General features: G+C 43.7%; 4 protein-coding genes. All 4 read left to right on the plus strand.

The features are described 5' to 3' along the window. Positions 1-150 precede the first annotated feature (150 nt). The 4 genes from N646_RS19630 to N646_RS19645 all read left to right on the plus strand — a co-directional run bounded on the left by N646_RS19630 (position 151) and on the right by N646_RS19645 (position 19,153). On the plus strand, positions 151-10,692 hold the full coding sequence (locus tag N646_RS19630; protein ID WP_021035951.1) for a tandem large repeat: 10,542 nt from the start codon (positions 151-153) through the stop codon (positions 10,690-10,692). Positions 10,693-11,459: 767 nt separating this feature from the next. Then, positions 11,460-13,211: a hypothetical protein gene (locus N646_RS19635; RefSeq protein ID WP_017820385.1), complete on the plus strand. Its 1,752-nt coding sequence runs from the start codon at positions 11,460-11,462 to the stop codon at positions 13,209-13,211. 72 nt (positions 13,212-13,283) lie between these two features. Continuing rightward, entirely contained in the window at positions 13,284-14,411 is a 1,128-nt protein-coding gene (locus N646_RS19640; protein WP_017820384.1) for a beta-propeller domain-containing protein, read from the plus strand. After that, positions 14,408-19,153: an OmpA family protein gene (locus N646_RS19645; protein WP_017820383.1), complete on the plus strand. Its 4,746-nt coding sequence runs from the start codon at positions 14,408-14,410 to the stop codon at positions 19,151-19,153. Before N646_RS19640 ends, N646_RS19645 begins: the two co-directional genes overlap by 4 nt. Positions 19,154-19,170 lie beyond the last annotated feature (17 nt).

The raw sequence follows: 19,170 nt of genomic DNA on the forward strand, positions 1-19,170 counted from the left end.
AATAATTATAGGATGTAAAAATAATTTTAATAATTCAGTCAAAGTGACGGTTGGCTTGGTGTTTATGCCTATTTTGTTGGTGTTAATGTCACGTTGAGAAAATATTTTTCAATAATATAATCTCGGGAAAATATATTTTGCCAAATTACTATGTTCGCTAAAAATACGCTGAAATTAACATTAGGTCTTACGCTTACATCTCTTTTATTGAGTGCATGTGGTGGTGGTGATGGAGGAGACAACACACCTCCAGCTAGAAGCAAAGGAAGCATTTCCGGTATGGTGTTTGACGCCCCAGTCAATGGCGCCAAGATTGAGGTTTTCGAGTTCAAAAATGGAAACTTAGGTCGGAAGTTGGCTAACACGACGTCTGATGCCTTCGGAAACTATCTGCTAGAGTTTGAATCGTCGTCAATGCCTCTTTTTGTTGTTGCAAAAGAGGGGAGTTATACCGATCCGTTTACAAATGAAACGGTATCTGTGAGCAATGCGAAGACACTTAAATTTGAAGGTGTTGTGAACTTTAAAGAGGGGAGTGAGCAAAAGTTAATGCTTACTCCGCTGTCGAACTTGGCAGCAGGCTTGGCAAAGTACAAAATTTCTCAGGGGGCCACAGATGAAAGTGCCTTTTCAACCGCTTTGGGTAGTATCAATAGCATGTATGGTTTTGACGTAAATGAGACCAAACCTATTGATATAACCAAAGGTGGGCAAAGCAGTTTTGCTAGTGCTGGGCATCAATACGGCGCTTTATTAACTGCATACTCGTCTTACTCTTACGATCTTATAAAAAAATACGGCAACAGCGATAACGTCTACACTTCAATGCATTTCGCTGACATCCAATATCGGGATGTTATTGCAGATGGTGTTCTTGATGGTCTTGAAGTGAGCCAGACTTCAGGAGCAGTGACTCCCCTCAGCTTTGGACAGAAAAAGATAAACAGCGACGTTTACACACGTGACTTATCTCAGCACGTTTTGATCGTGGTAAACGACCCAAGTATCAATATTTCTGGTACTGATGCTGCCGACTATGTCGACTTTAGTAAGAAGCTTAATGACTTAGGTACATATGGCAGTACAGATGGCGTCATTCCACCGCGAGATGGGACGGAGATTGATACCACAGCGCCTATCGTGACACGCATTGACCGTGATGTACTTGCAGGCACCGATAAAGTTGACCTAAAAATTGTTGATGATATCGGTGTAGAAGACGTATCCGCCTTTATTCAGTATCAGATTAATGGCTCGTGGTCTGGTGAATTTCAATGTAACGACATACAAGATTTTGGAAGCACATTCTGTTCGGTTGAATTTGATGATTTTGAAGTTGGCCTTCGAGAGACCAACGTTAAAGTTAACATTAATACCAAAGAGATCGATAGTGTAGATATGAACCCTGCCACAGGGCTCTCAAACGTAACAGCAGCACGGTTAGTCTTGTATACAGCGGATGTACTGGGTAATGAGTTAATTCCAGGCAGCCATTCGGGTCTTCATATCAACTTTGAATGGGATAACGATGCGCCTGTTATCGATATTACATCGGCGAGTGCAATTAATAACCAACTTAAAGAATACGTTCTGAAAGGAGTTGTAAAAGAAAGCTCGCAAGAGATTAGTTCGGTCAGTATTTCATTTAAAGATGGCTTACATGAGGGCGTCACATGTTCTCCTGTCACTGTAGAGTCTGGAAATGCTTGTGAGTTTAGTAAGGCTTACCCAACTGATGAATTCCTATCTACGACGGTCTTTGAGGTTCGAGCGAAGGATAGCAAAGGCAATACGGGCTCTGCGCAGCATGCAGTAAGTCGTGACGATCAAGCGCCAGCACAGACGATAACCTATCCTGAAGGTACGTCAATGACGTACGTAAATGTGGGTTTAGATGGTGAACGAACCACTTACGATGGTATCTACTCTCAAGATACGTACACCCCAGACAATGTTCAAGCAAGCCGCGATTTCCTGAAGATTGACTATGCGTACGCAAGTTTAGGGATTCAGAACTCATTAAAAGGGATAGATTTTAGTAACTTCAACGCTAATTTATTGAAAGAGAATAAAATCCCTTATGTTCGTGTGAAAGTATCAGACGTAAATACCGATACGGTTTTAGGCTCCAACGCTAATAAGCTAAAGCTCGTCGTCAAGTACTACGTAAGCCAAAACAACGATAACAACTACTCACTTCAGCAAGTTATTGACACAACCGCATCAGATAACGATTACATCGCAAAAATTCCGCACGAAACGCTGTTAGATAGCAATGGGCGAGTAGAGGATGTCATCTATTACATTCCTTTTGTAAGAGATATTTTGGGTGACAGCTTTAAATCGGTATCAGAAAACAGTAGTCAAAAGTTAGTCATTCAAACCGTCGATGAGTCTGATAACGAAAGCACTCCAAGAGAAGTATATTTTAGAAGTAGCTTTGACCTACCAACCATAAAAGTGGTGACACCATTTATTGGTGCGCGAGCTCAACTTGAAGGGTTGAGCCCAAGTGGTGAATTCACTTCACTTGCAAGTTGTACCACTATCCAGCAACTGGAAAGTGACCAGTCTATGGCTCTTGACGTAGCGAGCTGTGAAACCACAACTGACGTAGTGAATTATGATTTCATGCGTGTTCGTTTAATTGGTATCGAAGGTAGTGAGCCATACTATTACCAATGGAAAAGAGATCCAGGGACCAAGAAAGTAACGGTTGACTTAAACAAGGCCAATATTGGTGTGTATTTTAAGCTCAACGGTTCTCAAACTTACTATATTACTGAACTATCGACATATCAGACTGGTTTGTTTGATTTCCAGTGGGATCAAGTGACAGCGGGAGAGAAAACTTCAGAACGTGCGATTCAAATTCTTGATGAGGTGCGCTACGCGTTATCAGGTACGAATAACAACTCATTCTTTGGGTTTGACCCAACGGTTGTGTCTTATGCAACCAATGAAATGCTTACGACTAAAGCGATTCCAGACAAGCCATCAAATGACTATCTACACCGATTCCTTGTTGAAGCAATTGATAGTATTGCCGAGAGAATGCCAAGAAATAACTCATTAGATTTTGCATCTGCTATTTACGATGATTTTAGCTACGATGGAAAAGCAAATGGTATAGGGGCCGGAGGAAGTCAAGTTACGCTCGATTCTTACACGTTTGGCGCTGAAACTTACCGAAAAGATCTGGCGCAATCCTATTATGAAATCATGGCGAGCAAATACGGTATTGAGACCAATATCGCGCAGCTCTATGCTGATGATATTTCGATGGCTAATCCTGACTTAAATGGTAAGAACATTTTTGATACAGAGGGTAGCAGTATCGATACCTTGCCTCCGCAGCCAAAATTAACCATTGAAAGCGGTAGAGAGACGATGGTTGGTAATAGGCTTTATATCGCTGGCGAGGTTGTTTCTAAAATTGTCCTAGACGATCCTTCTGGTATTGTAGGAACCGACGCTTACGGTCCGAAGTTTAGCACGATGTGGTATCAAGCCAATGAGCCAAATATTGAAATACCACTGGACATCAACATCGTAGAAAACTCAGGCAACAGCAATGCTTATCGAAAAGAGTACTTCTTCACCCTTAACTCCCAGTCTAGTGAACTAAAAGACATTATAGAGTTTGCCGTGGAGACCAGTGCTATTGACCCACATGGCAATGCGTATGGTTATAATGGTAAATCTCCGTTTATAGAATCGGTGTTTATTGATAACGATTTCCCTAAGGCCAGTTACCTTCCACCCAATGATGTCGATGGTAAACCTGTAGAAAACGGTATTTATTTAAATGCGAACAATACTCATGAATTAACCTTCAAGGTTGAGGATATTGTTGGTGATAAGCTTGCCTCGAGGGGCCTTGTTTTCTACCAGCAAACCGGTGAAAAAGTAACATACACACCAGAAAACTTTGCAAGTAACTCGAAAGACGCGTTTAAAGTCAAACTATGTACGGGAGAGATTTGTTCAAATCAAGGCTCTACGATTTATCCTGGTGATGGAGATTGGTTAGTTGTTGCCGCAGCAGAGGACAACTTAGGTAACTCCGTTTCAGAGTTAACTAGCACCGCTCCGAGATTCAATATTCGTATCGACTCTGAAGCTCCTATTGTAAAAAGTGAGCAGGTTCAAAGCCGTTTAGGTGGTAATAACCAATGGACACCTGTCATTGATTGGGGGACGTTAAGCTCTGGCAATAACGTAAAAATAGATTTGCGCCGCGGATCTGGTCAGGCTCTGACATTAGAAAGCTGTGACCCTCTAACAGAGGAGTGTGACGTACCATACCTAGTTGGTGAACAGCCTGACGTCAAAGTCCAACTGGTTTCAAAAGCATTTGATTACGATGAATGGAATGAGTTTTACGTCACTGCGACGGACAACGCTTACCCTGCCAATGTTAGTACAACAGGGAAATTTACCTTCCAAGTCGATAACAAAGGCCCTGAAATCATCCTAAACACGCCTTGGGTTGAAGACACATTGTCTAAAGAGAACTATGTCATAGGGCGTGAGTTCAATGTGCGATTTAAATCCGTAATAGACGATTCAGACCTTGAGCAAGTCTCGCTGTATCAAAGTGGTAAAGATTCGCCAATTAAGACAATTGTGCCAACGGATTCATCTAAAGAGTTTGTCATGTCTCTTATCAAGAGTGACACAGATAAAATAGACATTTCTGAAGATGAAAAAACAACGTCATTGTATGTAAAAGCAACCGATATATATGGTTTTGAGTCTAGTTCTAACACGCACAAGGTTATTCTTGATCGTGATGGGCCAACATTAGGATTAAGTGGTTTCAATGCGAATGACTACTACTTAGGTAACTATGTCTTTGACCTAACGGCGCTAGACCTAAATGCTAACGGTGATGTTTCAATTAATGGCGTAAATAGAGAAAGCCTAGAGTATTGGACGTTTAGCGATCTGGAACCATTACCTGGCTCTCCTGGTACAAAAATCAATGAGGATCTCAAAGTGAGCCTTGGTGATTTAGGTACGGGTACACACAAGATTCGTTTAAAAGGGTCTGATGTTCGTGGCAACACAACCTTAACCAGTGATGAGCAAGATTTTACCGTCAAAGTGTACAACTCAATCCCGCAGGTGACGCTGGCGATGAGTTACACGGATGGAACGCCAATTACAAACAACACCATCTATCAAGATGGGAATATCGTACTTACGCTTGATATTGTTGATGATAGTGGCGTTGATCGAATTGACTCAACGTATAGATTCTCTGGAGAGCAAAACGGGACTAACTTTACGTTCTCAGAAACCGCAGATGGCACTTGGACTGCAACGTTGCTTTCTACACAAATTGCCAAAGATGGTAATTATGAACTTGATATCAAAGTTTATAACAAAGTTCGTTACCTTGATGAAAAAGACCGAAAGGTTGGAAAAGTAAACCAAACCTTTAGCGTACAGCGTGAAGGCGTGGTTCTAACAGTTGAAAGCCCGCTGGACTTCCAAAATTACTTATCTGATGGTGTTCTTGATGTCACCTTTACTACAATGAGTGCGGTCAAAGCCAAAACGTTAGAGTGTTGGGTTCGTGAAGAATACAACTCTCTAGATGCGCCACCAACTAATGAGCAACCAACTTCTGGTGTTATCAACGTATCGCAAGAACCTTACAGTTGTAGTGTCAATGTTGGGCAAAACATGACCAAAGCACCTGTCACTTTGATCACTAAAACCTTGGGTACAAATGGGCGTGAAACGATCAACAAGTTCAATTTCTCGATGGTGGATATTGATGCACCGACAGTCGTGGATGGTAACTCATACAGTTTTAAAGGAAGTGATGTTTGGTTTGATGAAGCTTTGAAGAAGAAGATGCTCACATTTGAGCTCTCTTTTAATGATGCTTTATCAGGCGTGAATACCGAAAGTTCAGATGAATATCCAAAGTTGGTTCGTAATCTTGGCAACAAAGCTTATACACCAACGACTTGTGCCAAAGGTGTTGGAAATATCAAGTGTACGTATTCTGAATCCTATGCCGATATTATTGATGGCCTGAGTACAACTCAAGAATACAAAATCAAGAACTTATCTGATTTAGCAGGAAACTTGACGCCAGAGCACGATCTACTGCTTGAATTACCTAAAGGTTCGGTAGTCGTTGAAATTACTGATCCGGTTGGAAACACAACCATTAATGGTCAGCAGCTTGTCGCCAAGTTCAGAATTAAGCTGTATGAAAACTCTAGACTAGACAATGTGATGGCCAGATTTGGAACGGAATCCTACAACTATAAAGATAATCCGGAGAAGTTTGCACAATTAGAGGTGTGTGCAGATGATCCAACCTACAAGTGTTCAACATTTACAAGTGAACTTCCTAGCGATGCGGATGGAAAAACGATCAGGACAACGATTACTGCAACGGATGTGTGGTCGAGAGTCGGTGAAGCGACCGTTGATATTAAAGTTGACAACACACCTCCAAGTGTTGGCGATGAGATTATCGTAACTGAATCGCCAACAAATCCAGATAATGTTCGTTTTCGTTTCGACATAACGGACACTGGTAGCAGCCTGGCAAAAGTAAACTATTCGGTTTTAAACCCAAGCTATCAAGAAGAAAGAGTAGAGGATGGGAACGGTTCATCTACGTACTTTGAACTACCGAAATCTCAGTTAGAGGGGCGTGGTTCAATCACGGTTGATATCAAAGCGACAGATAGCGTCGGACTGTATTCTGATATCAGAAAAGTCATTGATATTAGTGTTCCTAAAGTCACAGTTGATTTCGATGGAATTACGAGTTTGCAGGGTGGGAAACTGTTTTTAACCAAGGCAAGCCAGCCGTTTACGGTATCTACGGTGGAAGGAGAAAGAGTGAAAGCTTCACAATATTCTGTGGAGCTTATTCCAAGCCTCGGTGATTCCTTGCGTTACTCAGGTGATGTTATCTCATCTAGTGGTAATGGAATGATGAACTTTGCCGTCGATAACCAAGGGGCATATACCCTTAAGGTGACGGTGACGGACTCAGTTGGAAGAGAGAATACAAGCTTTGAATTACTAGGCAAAAGTTATGATGGACAAGTGATCGAGTCTATTGTTGATTATGACGCTCCAAGTATTTCGGGCTTAAGTGCTAATCAAACCTCTAAGGTGCCGACAAACGATAAGTATCAACTAGAAATTAGTGCATACATTACAGATAAAAATTTAAATCTCGTCACGTCAAAAGCGGTGAGTGGTGGTAGCACAGTGGCTCCTCAAGCGATTACTGAGCCGACAACCGAAGCGGGGCCTTATGTCATAAGCTATTTGTTACCGAAAGGCGATCATACGATCACGGTGGCAGCAACAGACAAGGTGGATAACAAGAGTGAAAGTTCTATTGACGCGCATGTGGAAGCGGCAACCGTTCCCGGGCTAAGTATCTCTACCGCCTCAAGCGCCCCTCTTTTTGGAGGCGAAGAGATTACGCTTGCGTTTAACTTTACAGAAGAAGTTACGAACTTTGATATCTCAGATGTCCATCTTGTCGCTAGTGATAACGGCGCAACAGGAACGTTAAAGCAAGATACGTGGTCCACTTCAGACAACGTTACGTGGACGGTTAATTACATCAGTCCAGAAAAGCAAGATAAAAACATAACAATACAGGTAGAGGACGATAGCTACCAAAGTACCAACACCATTCCTGGAAAAGGAAGCAGCTTAAGTATCGCGGTTGAAGGAACCTTACCAAAACTAACCAATGTGACATTTAACCCCGAGCATCAGAGTGCGGGTCAAAGCGTGAATGTATCGCTTGAGTTTGACAAAGAGATCCAAGAGGCGACCGCTACGCTTGGCGGCAATCGCATTAGTTCTCTGTCAGCAACGGCAGATAAAAAGGTCTGGGTTGGTGATGTACAAGTTCCGAGCACCGCGCTGTTAAGTGTCGACTTGGTTGTTAGTCAGTTTAAAGATTTGACTGGCAACATAGGTGAGGATAACACCGCTCACGAATTGCCAATCACGCCAACCTTAGCTATTACGCCAGTGGGCAGTGTGGATGAAACGCATGCCGCCACGCTACAATTCGAAGGTACGTCGACACGTTTTGACGGCCAGTCCCTGCGTCTTGAAGTGGAAGCCCAAGGCAGCGCGACGGTACTAAAAAGCAGCAGCGCGACAGTACAAGCCGGTGGCACTTGGACCAGTGACGCGATTGATATGAGTCATCAAACCAATGGCACTTATACTGTGATGGTGACGGGGATGAACTCGGCGGGGATTGAAGTGAGTGAAAGCCAGAGCTTTACACTCGCGCAGTCTCTGCCAACGCTGACTAACGCGACGTTTAAGCCTGAGCACCAAGCCATCGGCCAACGCGTGACGGTGACGCTGGAATTCGATAAAGATCTGCAATCCGCCGCAGCGGAGTTAGGTGGTGCGACGATCACTTCATTAGTGGCAACCGCGGACCCAAGTGTTTGGACTGGTGATGTGGTGGTACCAAGCACGTCAGAGCTGAGTGTGGGGTTGCTTGTTCGTGACTACCAAGACTTCTCAGGGAATACCGGTAGCCAGAACACGGCTTACTCCATGCCGATCACGCCGACCTTAGCCATCACGCCAGTGGGTAATGTGGATGAAGCGCATGCCGCCACGCTACAATTTGAAGGTACGTCGACACGTTTTGATGGTCAGTCCCTGCGTCTTGAAGTGAAAGCCCAAGGCGGCGCGACGGTATTGAAAAGCAGCAGCGCAACGGTACAAGCCGGTGGCACTTGGACCAGTGACGCGATTGATATGAGTCATCAAACCAATGGCACTTACATCGTGATGGTGACGGGGACGAACTCAGCGGGCATTGAAGTGAGTGAAAGTCAGAGCTTTACACTGGCGCAGTCTTTGCCAACGCTGACTAACGTGACGTTTACGCCTGAGCACCAAGCCATCGGCCAAAGCGTGACGGTGACGCTGGAATTCGATAAAGATCTGCAATCCGCCGCAGCGGAGTTAGGTGGCACGACGATCACTTCATTAGTGGCAACCGCGGACCCAAGTGTTTGGACTGGTGATGTGGTGGTACCAAGCACGTCGGAGATCAATGTGGCGTTGCTTGTTCGTGACTACCAAGACTTCTCAGGGAATACCGGTAGCCAGAACACGGCTTACTCCATGCCGATCACACCAACCTTAGCTATTACGCCAGTGGGCAGTGTGGATGAAACGCATGCCACCACGCTACAATTCGAAGGTACGTCGACACGTTTTGACGGTCAGTCCCTGCGTCTTGAAGTGAAAGCCCAAGGCAGCGAGACGGTACTAAAAAGCAGCAGTGCAACGGTACAAGCCGGTGGCACTTGGATCAGTGACGCAATGGATATGAGTCACCAAACCAATGGCACTTATACCGTGATTGTGACAGGGACGAACTCAGCTGGCATTGAAGTGAGTGAAAGCCAGAGCTTTACACTGGCGCAGTCTCTGCCAACGCTGACTAACGTGACGTTTACGCCTGAGCACCAAGCCATCGGCCAAAGCGTGACGGTGACGCTGGAATTCGATAAAGATCTGCAATCCGCCGCAGCGGAGTTAGGTGGTACCACGATCACTTCATTAGTGGCAACCGCGGACCCAAGCGTTTGGACTGGTGATGTGATGGTACCAAGCACGTCGGAGCTCAAATTGGGGTTGCTTGTTCGTGACTACCAAGACTTCTCAGGGAATACCGGAAGTCAGAGCACGGCTTACTCCATGCCGATCACGCCGACCTTAGCTATTACGCCAGTGGGCAATGTGGATGAAACGCATGCCGCCACACTACAATTCGAAGGCACGTCGACACGTTTTGACGGTCAGTCCCTGCGTCTTGAAGTGAAAGCCCAAGGCAGCGCGACGGTACTAAAAAGCAGCAGTGCAACGGTACAAGCTGGTGGCACTTGGGTCAGTGACGCAATGGATATGAGTCACCAAACCAATGGCACTTATACTGTGATGGTGACGGGGACGAACTCAGCGGGCATTGAAGTGAGTGAAAGCCAGAGCTTTACACTGGCGCAGTCTCTGCCAACGCTGACTAACGTGACGTTTACGCCTGAGCACCAAGCCATCGGCCAAAGCGTGACGGTAACGCTGGAATTCGATAAAGATCTGCAATCCGTCGCAGCGGAGTTAGGTGGCACGACGATCACTTCATTAGTGGCAACCGCGGACCCAAGTGTTTGGACTGGTGATGTGGTGGTACCAAGCACGTCAGAGCTCAATGTGGGGTTGCTTGTTCGTGACTACCAAGACTTATCAGGGAATACCGGTAGCCAGAACACGGCTTACTCCATGCCAATTACACCGACAATACACCTAGACGTTATCAACGATGTTACTGGAGTGGAAAGCGTGACAGTAAGTGGTAGCAGTGAACGATTTGAAGATGGTGAGTTCATAGATATCAAAGTAGTCGACGCTGATGGTACAGAAGCCACAGGCATGGCAACCGTGCTTTCAGACTCATGGACAACTGATTTAGATCTTTCAGGACTGAAGGAGGGGGTAGTGACGATTTATGTAAATGGTACCAACAAGCTTTCCGCCTCTGCCGAAGAGGCTCAAGCAACATTTAACTATGATCGTTTCGCAAGTACAGCCTCCTTAGGTGCTGTTTACAACCGATATTTTAGTGATAACAAAACTTTAAAAAATGCGGCATAAATAAAGCGAGCGTTTAGCTCGCTTTATTTCTTTGGGACTTTTTGTGATATTTATCAAAATAATTGCCTTTATTGATAAGTTACTCGAATTAATGAATCGTCTTAATACAAGGCTGAATAACTATAATAACTAGGCCAATGTTGCTTTTAGGTGTGTATGACGTGATTGTGATGGTCGCTCGGCAGGTGCTGTGGTGAATGTGTCGCGTTGAAAATCTTTTTAAATATTATATATTTACGATCGTTTCTATACTCTGAGTATAGTGTTCTGCATGAGGTCGATGGGTAATACCTCACCTCTTTAACTCGCGATGAAGCAAATTTAATCCTAGCAAGCTTCAGAGCAGTTACTTTTGTGAGTGCGTAATGCGCTCACCTTTTTATTTAAACTTCCTCAGTAACAGTCAATTTGTTGTTTGTTGCTGAGGAGGGCACCTCATAAACTTCTGAATTTCCTCGTGCTTACCTGAAGCGCACGTTACTACGATTTTTGTTAACTTCAGTCCATAAATTAAATTTTTTTAGATAGTAAGATTTTACCATTTTGACAGAGTGGGTGATGTTACTGGCTTTTGTTGTGGTCAAATCGCATGTTTTGATAGCAAAAGTCACCATTTTTTTGGTGTTTTTGATTTCGGGCGATTTTTCTATCTCGTTGAAAATAAATGGCTAAGTAAGTAGGATACGCAGACCAAATCGTACTTGTAAGCCTTATCAGCTTAATTGTCACCGCAGCCATATTTACGATGTTGGTTGTGGAGAATTCAAATGCATTTAGTTTGCAAATTTATACCTAGCTCGAAGCTATCCTCCAACGAGCTATCTTATGTTCTTACACCGGACGAGTGTATAGGGCAGCTTTCGCGTTTGCGAAATTCAGATGACATCCTTAGAAACCTCCCTAAAGAGTTGGCGCAAAAGATTTCCATCTCTGCCAAAAAAACGACCAGCGCATTGCTAGCTGCTATAAGAATCGAATTGGGAAAAGGCAATTGGGTGTCATTATCTACCGTTGCTCGTCGGTCGCCATTGACGGACTCTCAGCTGCAAAGCTTCCCTAGACTTAAATCACTCGTTGACTCTGTATCTGCTTCGAATGAAAGCAAAGCTTTTAAAGCAGGATACAAGCAGGTTACCGACGATGTTGCTTTAGTTCGTAGTTACACGCATGTCCCCTCTGAGCCAAGTCTAGATCAAAAAATCGTTGTCGAGTTTGCAGGGCAGTGGTCTAGCAACGCGGCATGTTTGATGTTGGGAAAAACCGAAGCTCAAAAAGAAAAAGTGACTGTAGGCAAGGCTGATACAGAAAACAAACACCGCAGCCTCGCGATATTTAAAGATCTCGAAGCTGAGGGCAAAACGCTCTATATCAAGATCCCTTGCACTGACCAGCCTCAGCCAATTTTGCTTAAACTCGCCGAAAACCTGCAACCCGTTGGTAAAGATACTCAGATGGATGAGTGGGATAACGTGTTGGTGCCTGTGGTTCCGCTGCACTTCCCTAGTAGCGATAAATCAGATGAAGCTGCAGAAGTGTTTAAATCAGGCTACGTGTATGTTGTTTGGAACAATAAAATTTGGCGCGAAGTGGCAATTACGGAAAATGGTTACTTTTCAGATACGGACATTAATAGTGTTCGTGAAGGCTCTAGACCCAAAAGGCACGCCGATATCTATATGACCAATCCTGAAACAGGCGGTGTTTTCGCTTATGAGCCTTTCCAAATCGTGCAGAACGGCAAGGTGGTAAGTGAAGGCTCTTTGAATGGCTCTGGAGAGGCTCGAGTGTTCAACTTAGTTGAGGAAGAAGTTGAGATAGTCATGACAGGCTATGAACCACAAATCAAAGAAAAGATTGAAACAAATTTGAGCCCTATTAATGCTTCTAGCCCAGTGGAGCGGAGCGCGCAAGGTTACCCTCTCCCGCATATATGGCTTCCTTACAAGATTAAAGGTGAGCCTCAAGAAGTATATTTGGCTTATAACAGTAAACGATTGAGCGAGAGTGAACTATCTGAACTAGAAAGTGATCCCGGAACCAAGGCCATAAAAGTCACTGATCTTAACCATTATAGCAGTGAGAAAAGCTTTAAAATTGGAGACGGTTCTGTTCGTCTGCTCTCAGTATTACCAAGTGCTGCGACCTCAAAACCTGAAAAATACGCAATGTTACGAAGCCAGCTAAATAAAAATGTAGCGGTCGTGTATTTACTTAAATCTGTCGAGATAGTTTTCGAATATCCGGGCTATACGACGCTGGACGAGTCAGATGATTACTTTGAGTTAAGGCAAAGCGATGGTGATTGGTCGCAGCGAGTGTGCTTGCGCCAATGTATAAAAAAAGAGAATGGTTCTAGGTTGATTCGTTTTACTGGTTGGCCTGCAGAGGTTAAAGAAGTGGATCTTCTCCGTGGTTATCAGGGCAATAGTCATCACGGAAGAGATAATAAAACGGTCATTTTTGCTCAAACACCCATTGCGGATTTACTGGCTTACAAGAAAAAAGATCAGCCAAGTTAACAAAACAACTTATTCGGGTTGCGTTGTCACATTATTAAACGCGATCGAGAAAGATAACGAAGAGAATATAAGATGAACCTACGTCATACATTATGCTTGATTACCTTAGCGGTCTTATCTGGTTGTAATCAAGAATCAGCCAAGGAACCAGAACAACACGCGCCAAAACCTCAGACGGTTCAAGACCGAATCGCAGAAAAAAATGCTCAACAGTGGGAAGATGGTCGTGTTTATATTACAGAAAACAATTACGTTATTTATGACAAAGAGACGGGTAAACCTAAACACTTTATTTTTAAAGCTAAAGAATGGCCACGTGAAGATCTCACCAATGAAAGCTCTTATGATTTACCACGTGTAGTGTTTCGTTGGGATAACGCCCGAAATGAAGCGAAAGACCACTATGATCAAAGGGATAAAGTGTGGAGTATCAAAACGGATGGGACGGACTTGCGTCTGGTCGCAGATGAGTTTGTTGGCAAAGTTCGTCTAATGCGTGTCTCTCCAAATAATCGCTACTTGGCTTTGGCCTATTCGGCCTCAGAAGGGATGTTTAAAGTAATTAAAGATCTTAAGACGGGTGAGTATATTGAACTAGGTCGTTCACGTGGCTACCCAGAGTTTCTATGGGCAGAAGACAGCAGCTATCTTTACTACGTAGACAAGTTTAAAGACTGGAAGTACACCTTAGCGACAGGCGACAAACAGCAAGTAGACACAGAGTTTAATGAGTATTCCGTGATTCAAAAAGGAAAAAGATACGTACTAAACGACTTTGGCGTTGCAGTTTATGATGAGGCAAAAGACGAATTTCTCTTTAGCACGGGAATTAATCCTGATGAACAAAATCTGGGTGATTATAAGTTTAACAAACGTAGTATTAGTCCAGACGGTAAGTACGCTTGGGGTGAAAGTAGGAAGTTTCGTTATCTAATTGATATCGAGCAGGATTCATTTCAACAAGAAGAAATTGTACCGCGAGCGGTAGGTAAACTGCGCTATTTTGAAATTTTGAGTAAAGATGCGAATTATGCTCGGGATGGAGCGGCGCGGGCCATCCTCAGTAAACTAAAAGAAAATAAAGAATTTGGTTCTTATTTAAAATGGGAGCAAATAGGGACGGGCCATAGTGCCAGTAACTCTTCTCTTTACAACGCCTTTGCCAACAATGGTGGTTTTGTTAAAGGGGATGAACTGTGAGCACTCATGATACCAGTAACGCGATACCTTTGTGTGCAAATTACTATTTGTTTGGTGTTTATTATGAGGGGGAATTTAACTCTCAAACTAAAACAACTGAATTCCCATCTTGGCATTCAGAGGAAAGCTTGGTAAGAAAACAAATCGCTAATATTCGCCCTTTAGCGAAAGTGCCGATGCTTAACGTCACTGATAGCGATAGCCCTAAGCTTTGGGCTACCGACCATAAATTTAAGTTATGTTCACTGGGTAACGGAAAGCCCGATCAATATGGGGCTTTTGAGGTCCTGACACCAGAGCACACAATTCATGCGTTAGGTAGGGATCTACCCAAAGAGGGTGAGCAGACCTTCACTTTCCGCTTTCCGCCCTTGCCTTTAATAGCTTCACTTTCTGAGTTAAACCCCAAAGAGTTAGCTACAAAAGTTGCAGAGTTGAGTAGCCAGTTGGAAAACAGCGAAGCAAAACTCACCTTGACAGAGGTCAGCATTGAACAATTGGCTAAGCCTTACGAACCAGCTGCGAACGGGGGGCTCAGCGAAGAACAGGCAGAATATAATAAGTGGTATGAAGATGTAAGTGAATCGGGAGAGACACTAAAAGGCTTCGTTTTACCTGTTGTGGCGAGTTGCGCGGTGGTTTTTTCTGATCAAGGCTATGAAAGTGCGACGGTTACTTTGCAAAAGTTTGACTCAACCAAAGAAGGTGGGGAATACAAAACGATAGGCTCTTCAGTACAAGCGGCATTACCTGAAGATGAGCTTTCAGAAGAAAATGCTAAGCAATATCCATGCGCGATGTTTCACGTTGATCCTGCTGATTTTAAAGAAGGCTTATATAGTATCCGTGTCGAATTTATTCCAAGCCAGATGAAAAATGGTGTTCCACAGTTCATTAAAGACGCTCATATTCAGCAATTTTCTGAAGGCTTAGATACAGTCTATACTTACGAGCTACGTGAACAGATTACCTTTTCTTCAAGCACTCCGTTAGGGAAATTTGCCATTGTCAGTGGCGATATGATCTCCCTTGAGGAATCCTTGATTTATCAATACCCTCAGTACTTTGGAAATATGAAACATTACCTTCACGGTAATGTACAAGGTGTAACAGCCGATACGCCAGCTTCAAGGAGTATTGCGTTACTCAAGAATATCCGAGATGTGTCTGCTCAGCTAGGAGCAGGGCTGCTGAGCGGTAGCTTGCAAGACACTTTAGACCGTGATGGCCGCCAAGCGGTGTTTAATAACGTCTCGAAACTGTATTGGGATGCAGTTAAGTCCGAGATGCCGCCTGCGATGAAAGCGGCGGGCGAATTGTATTACGGTATTTACAGTACGAAAGAAGCGCTTGATAAGTTGCAGGAACTCCACACTCCAACTATCGCGGGTGTTGGTTGGAAGGCGCTATTTCACGATAAGGTTTTTAACACCAATGAAGCTCGGTCAAGCGCACTTGCACTTTCTTTAGAATCACGTCTGGGTAACCGACGTGTGGTTGCCGGGCGAGTTGCGGAAGCTTGGCTTTCTGGTGGTAAAACCGTTGGTTTTAATGGCTTCGGAACGGGATTGACAGCACTTAGTTTGTATAAAAAAGCTAAACAGCTGGTTAATCAAAATAAAAAGGTTGATAAAGCAGAGCAAGGAACAGAAGAAGTTACAAAAGACTACCTTGCTCAAATTCCAGTTTGGAAGACAGCTAACCATATCCAGGAAGAAAAACTAGAACAGGCTTTAAAAGATGCGCGTGATCAATCTGGCAATCAGATTGACGCCATTCTCGTAAATAGCTCTAGAGGCGCAGGAATAAAAATAGAATTTGCCTTTAACTCGCGTGAAAAAGAGTTAAAGGAGCATGCACCTATATTTAAACAGCTTGCTGCTTCTCTTGCCAACGTTTTAGAGAATGAGCCAAACCTTAGAGTAGAGATAGAAGGGCATGCTTGCCAAGTCGGTACCGAGAAAGCAAATATGCAGGTCTCGGCAGAGCGCGCAGAATATGCGAAAAAACTGCTCATGAAGGAGTTCCCTGTTTTTGAAGGTCGTGTTTCGGTAGCCGCTTTTGGTGAAAGTAAACCTGTCTATGTTCCCAAACAAGGTGAAAAAGTCGACCGCAATAACCTTAATCTAAGACAAAACCGTCGGGTTGTAATCCGTATTTACCTGCAATCCCTGAACATATTCTTTCATCCCAGTCGCTATGGCTCGCATGCAATGGAACGCTCTAGGCTTGCTCTAGAAGCTGAGATGGTTGCGCAAGATAAAGCAGAAGTCGCACTGCGAATGGCGATTTTTGACAGTGTCGTTGACGTCGCTTCCTATATTCCTGCTATAGCTCCTGCGGCAAGAGGGTTTATGCTTGCCATAGAGGGGTCAAAGACAGCAATATCTGCGGTGAAAGTGATTGATAGTTTAATGTTGGACTCCTTCCTAGAAGAGTTAAAGCAAAGCCATGAGGTTGTCAGTGAGCTTGAAAGGCTGGCAAAAATACATATCGAGTTACTTAACGATTTGCGACGCAGTAAGGTAGATGTAGGTATTGAATGTAGGTCTTATCAGGAACTCATTACTCACCTTGAGAGCGAAGAAGTTCGTAAGGAGGTGTTAAAACGCTACCAACTACGAGCGCTTGCTATTAATGGCTTAGTGTTATTACTCGCTGACCTAGGATCTCAAACCAAACGGAATTCTAATATCTCGTTTAGGTTTTTGGTTGAGCGTTACAAGGTGAAGGAATACATTGAGAACTACATTTTGAGCGATGATTGGTCTGTACATACGATCAAAGGAAACACCTTAGCGGCTAACTGGAAGAACCGTTGTGATAACGAGTACTACACCGAATTATCGACAAAGATGCCACAAGGTGCGCAGCATTGGCCTGCTCCAATAACAACTAATAGCAAAGTTTCTCATCTCTCTATAACCGAAAACAGGGATAGCTTTAAAGCGTCAGGTGCATTTAATCAAATCTTCCCGATACAAACCATGTTGTTTGAACACCCAAATGAAACGATGTTTGATAACTTTACCGAGTCATTTAACCCGCAGGGAAGTGAGTTAAAGAAAGATGAAATCGGCTATTGTCGAATACTTGTTCAGTCAGCTCGTTATACTGAAAGTGATGAACCAGAATGGATGTCATATGATAGTTGGATTCAGCAATCTAGCAACAGTCGCCTAGGTCCATACGATAAAGTGAAAGTGCAGTTGATACTTAAAAAAGAACACAAGTATGCGAAGCCAGTTACGATTGGCTACGATCGCGTTGACGGGCTCGAAAATATTAAAGGCCCAGCTTTCAGTGACTGGATGCTGCCAATGAAGGTTAGTGACTTCAAAACTGATCCTGATGGGCGAATAAGTGCTTTTTACAAGCAACAGGGGATTGATGACGGCGCTACGTTGATTGCTATTGAGCATATTCCCTCATTCCGCTTCGGTGATGTGATGATCGACGGTATGAAACCAATGACCTCTAAAGCAAAGCTAATGTTCTCTGATGCAATGTTCAGTATGGCAGTTTCCGGAGCAGCGATATCGGGTCAGCCAAGCGACTATTTTGCAGAAGCGGATTCCTTTAAGCGCTATGTAAAAGGCGGAGGCTTCCAAAATATGCGTTACTGCTTGGGAATTAGAACGAATCAAGGGCAACATAGTTTTTACTTACCACAAGAGTACAGTCTGGGGCAGAAGTTTGATGATGCTGAAGATGAGTTGCAGATTGGCGCTTTAAGTACAGAAACTAGACTGGTTTTGCTTGATACCTACTTGGGAGAGCAGCAACTGCGTCTACGTGAACAGGACCTTATGGTAGAGAGCTTTACCTTAATGGCAGGTGAGGGAGACAAAAATACCATCCCTATACTTCATGGCATTAAACAGCAATTGGTGGCTATAGACACCAAAGCGTCTGGTTTGAACTTTTTCAGTGAAAGAAAGTGGTACCAATCGGCTGATAATATCTGGCGTGATGGTTTCTCATGGGGAAACAAAAAGAAAGACGATCCTGCCAGTATTTATGTACTGATTTTGGGTGAAAGTCATGAAAAAGCACTTTATGAACGTTTGGGTATGCCGTGGGAAGCAGTGAATATGTGCATTCAACTGGCGCTCGACGGAAATGATGGCAAGCCAGTTAAAGGTCCTCTTTACTTCACCGATATGTATCATATTGGTGAGTTTGCCTATAAAAACGAAGAATGGATGTTTACTGAATCTATTTCCGAAAACCATCGAGAACAAGTTGATGCCATGAGTGAGTTTATAGGTGAAGCTGTAGGTAGTCTCACTAAAGAGAATGAACTATCTAAGAGCAAAAACTATACGATGTACTGCATGAGGTTTAACTTGGAATATGTTGCACCAACGGGAGTTAGGTTAAAAGGTCTAAGACCGTTTGGTGGTGTAATTGGTGGTAAAGCGAACTTGGAGCTTTCGGTTGCTCATCTAAAACAAGTCGGATTAAATGGAGCTGATGACTATGATATTGGTCGTGATGCTGTAATTTCTATTCCTTCTTTAAATGCGGATAGTGCTTTGGCTGGTAATTTCTTTAGTGATATGCCTTGGTTAATTGAGAAAGAGTCGACAGAGGAAGGCGTAGACAAGTCTGCGGCTGAAACTTGGAAGCAGTATAACGAATCTCAACGCAAGAAATGGTTGAAAGATTGGATTGAGAAACAACCTGCGGTAACTCAAGCACCCAAGCCCTTGGAAAAGTCACTTGATAACCCTTCCTAGGTGCAAAAAAACCGCCT

The sequence above is a fragment of the Vibrio alginolyticus NBRC 15630 = ATCC 17749 genome (assembly GCF_000354175.2).
GTDB lineage: Bacteria > Pseudomonadota > Gammaproteobacteria > Enterobacterales > Vibrionaceae > Vibrio > Vibrio alginolyticus.

What these genes read in the sequence shown, in the direction of transcription:
- N646_RS19630 (WP_021035951.1), top strand. Translation starts at nt 151, where the DNA reads ATGTTCGCTAAAAATACGCTGAAATTAACATTAGGTCTTACGCTTACA.
- N646_RS19635 (WP_017820385.1), top strand. Translation starts at nt 11,460, where the DNA reads ATGCATTTAGTTTGCAAATTTATACCTAGCTCGAAGCTATCCTCCAAC.
- N646_RS19640 (WP_017820384.1), top strand. Translation starts at nt 13,284, where the DNA reads ATGAACCTACGTCATACATTATGCTTGATTACCTTAGCGGTCTTATCT.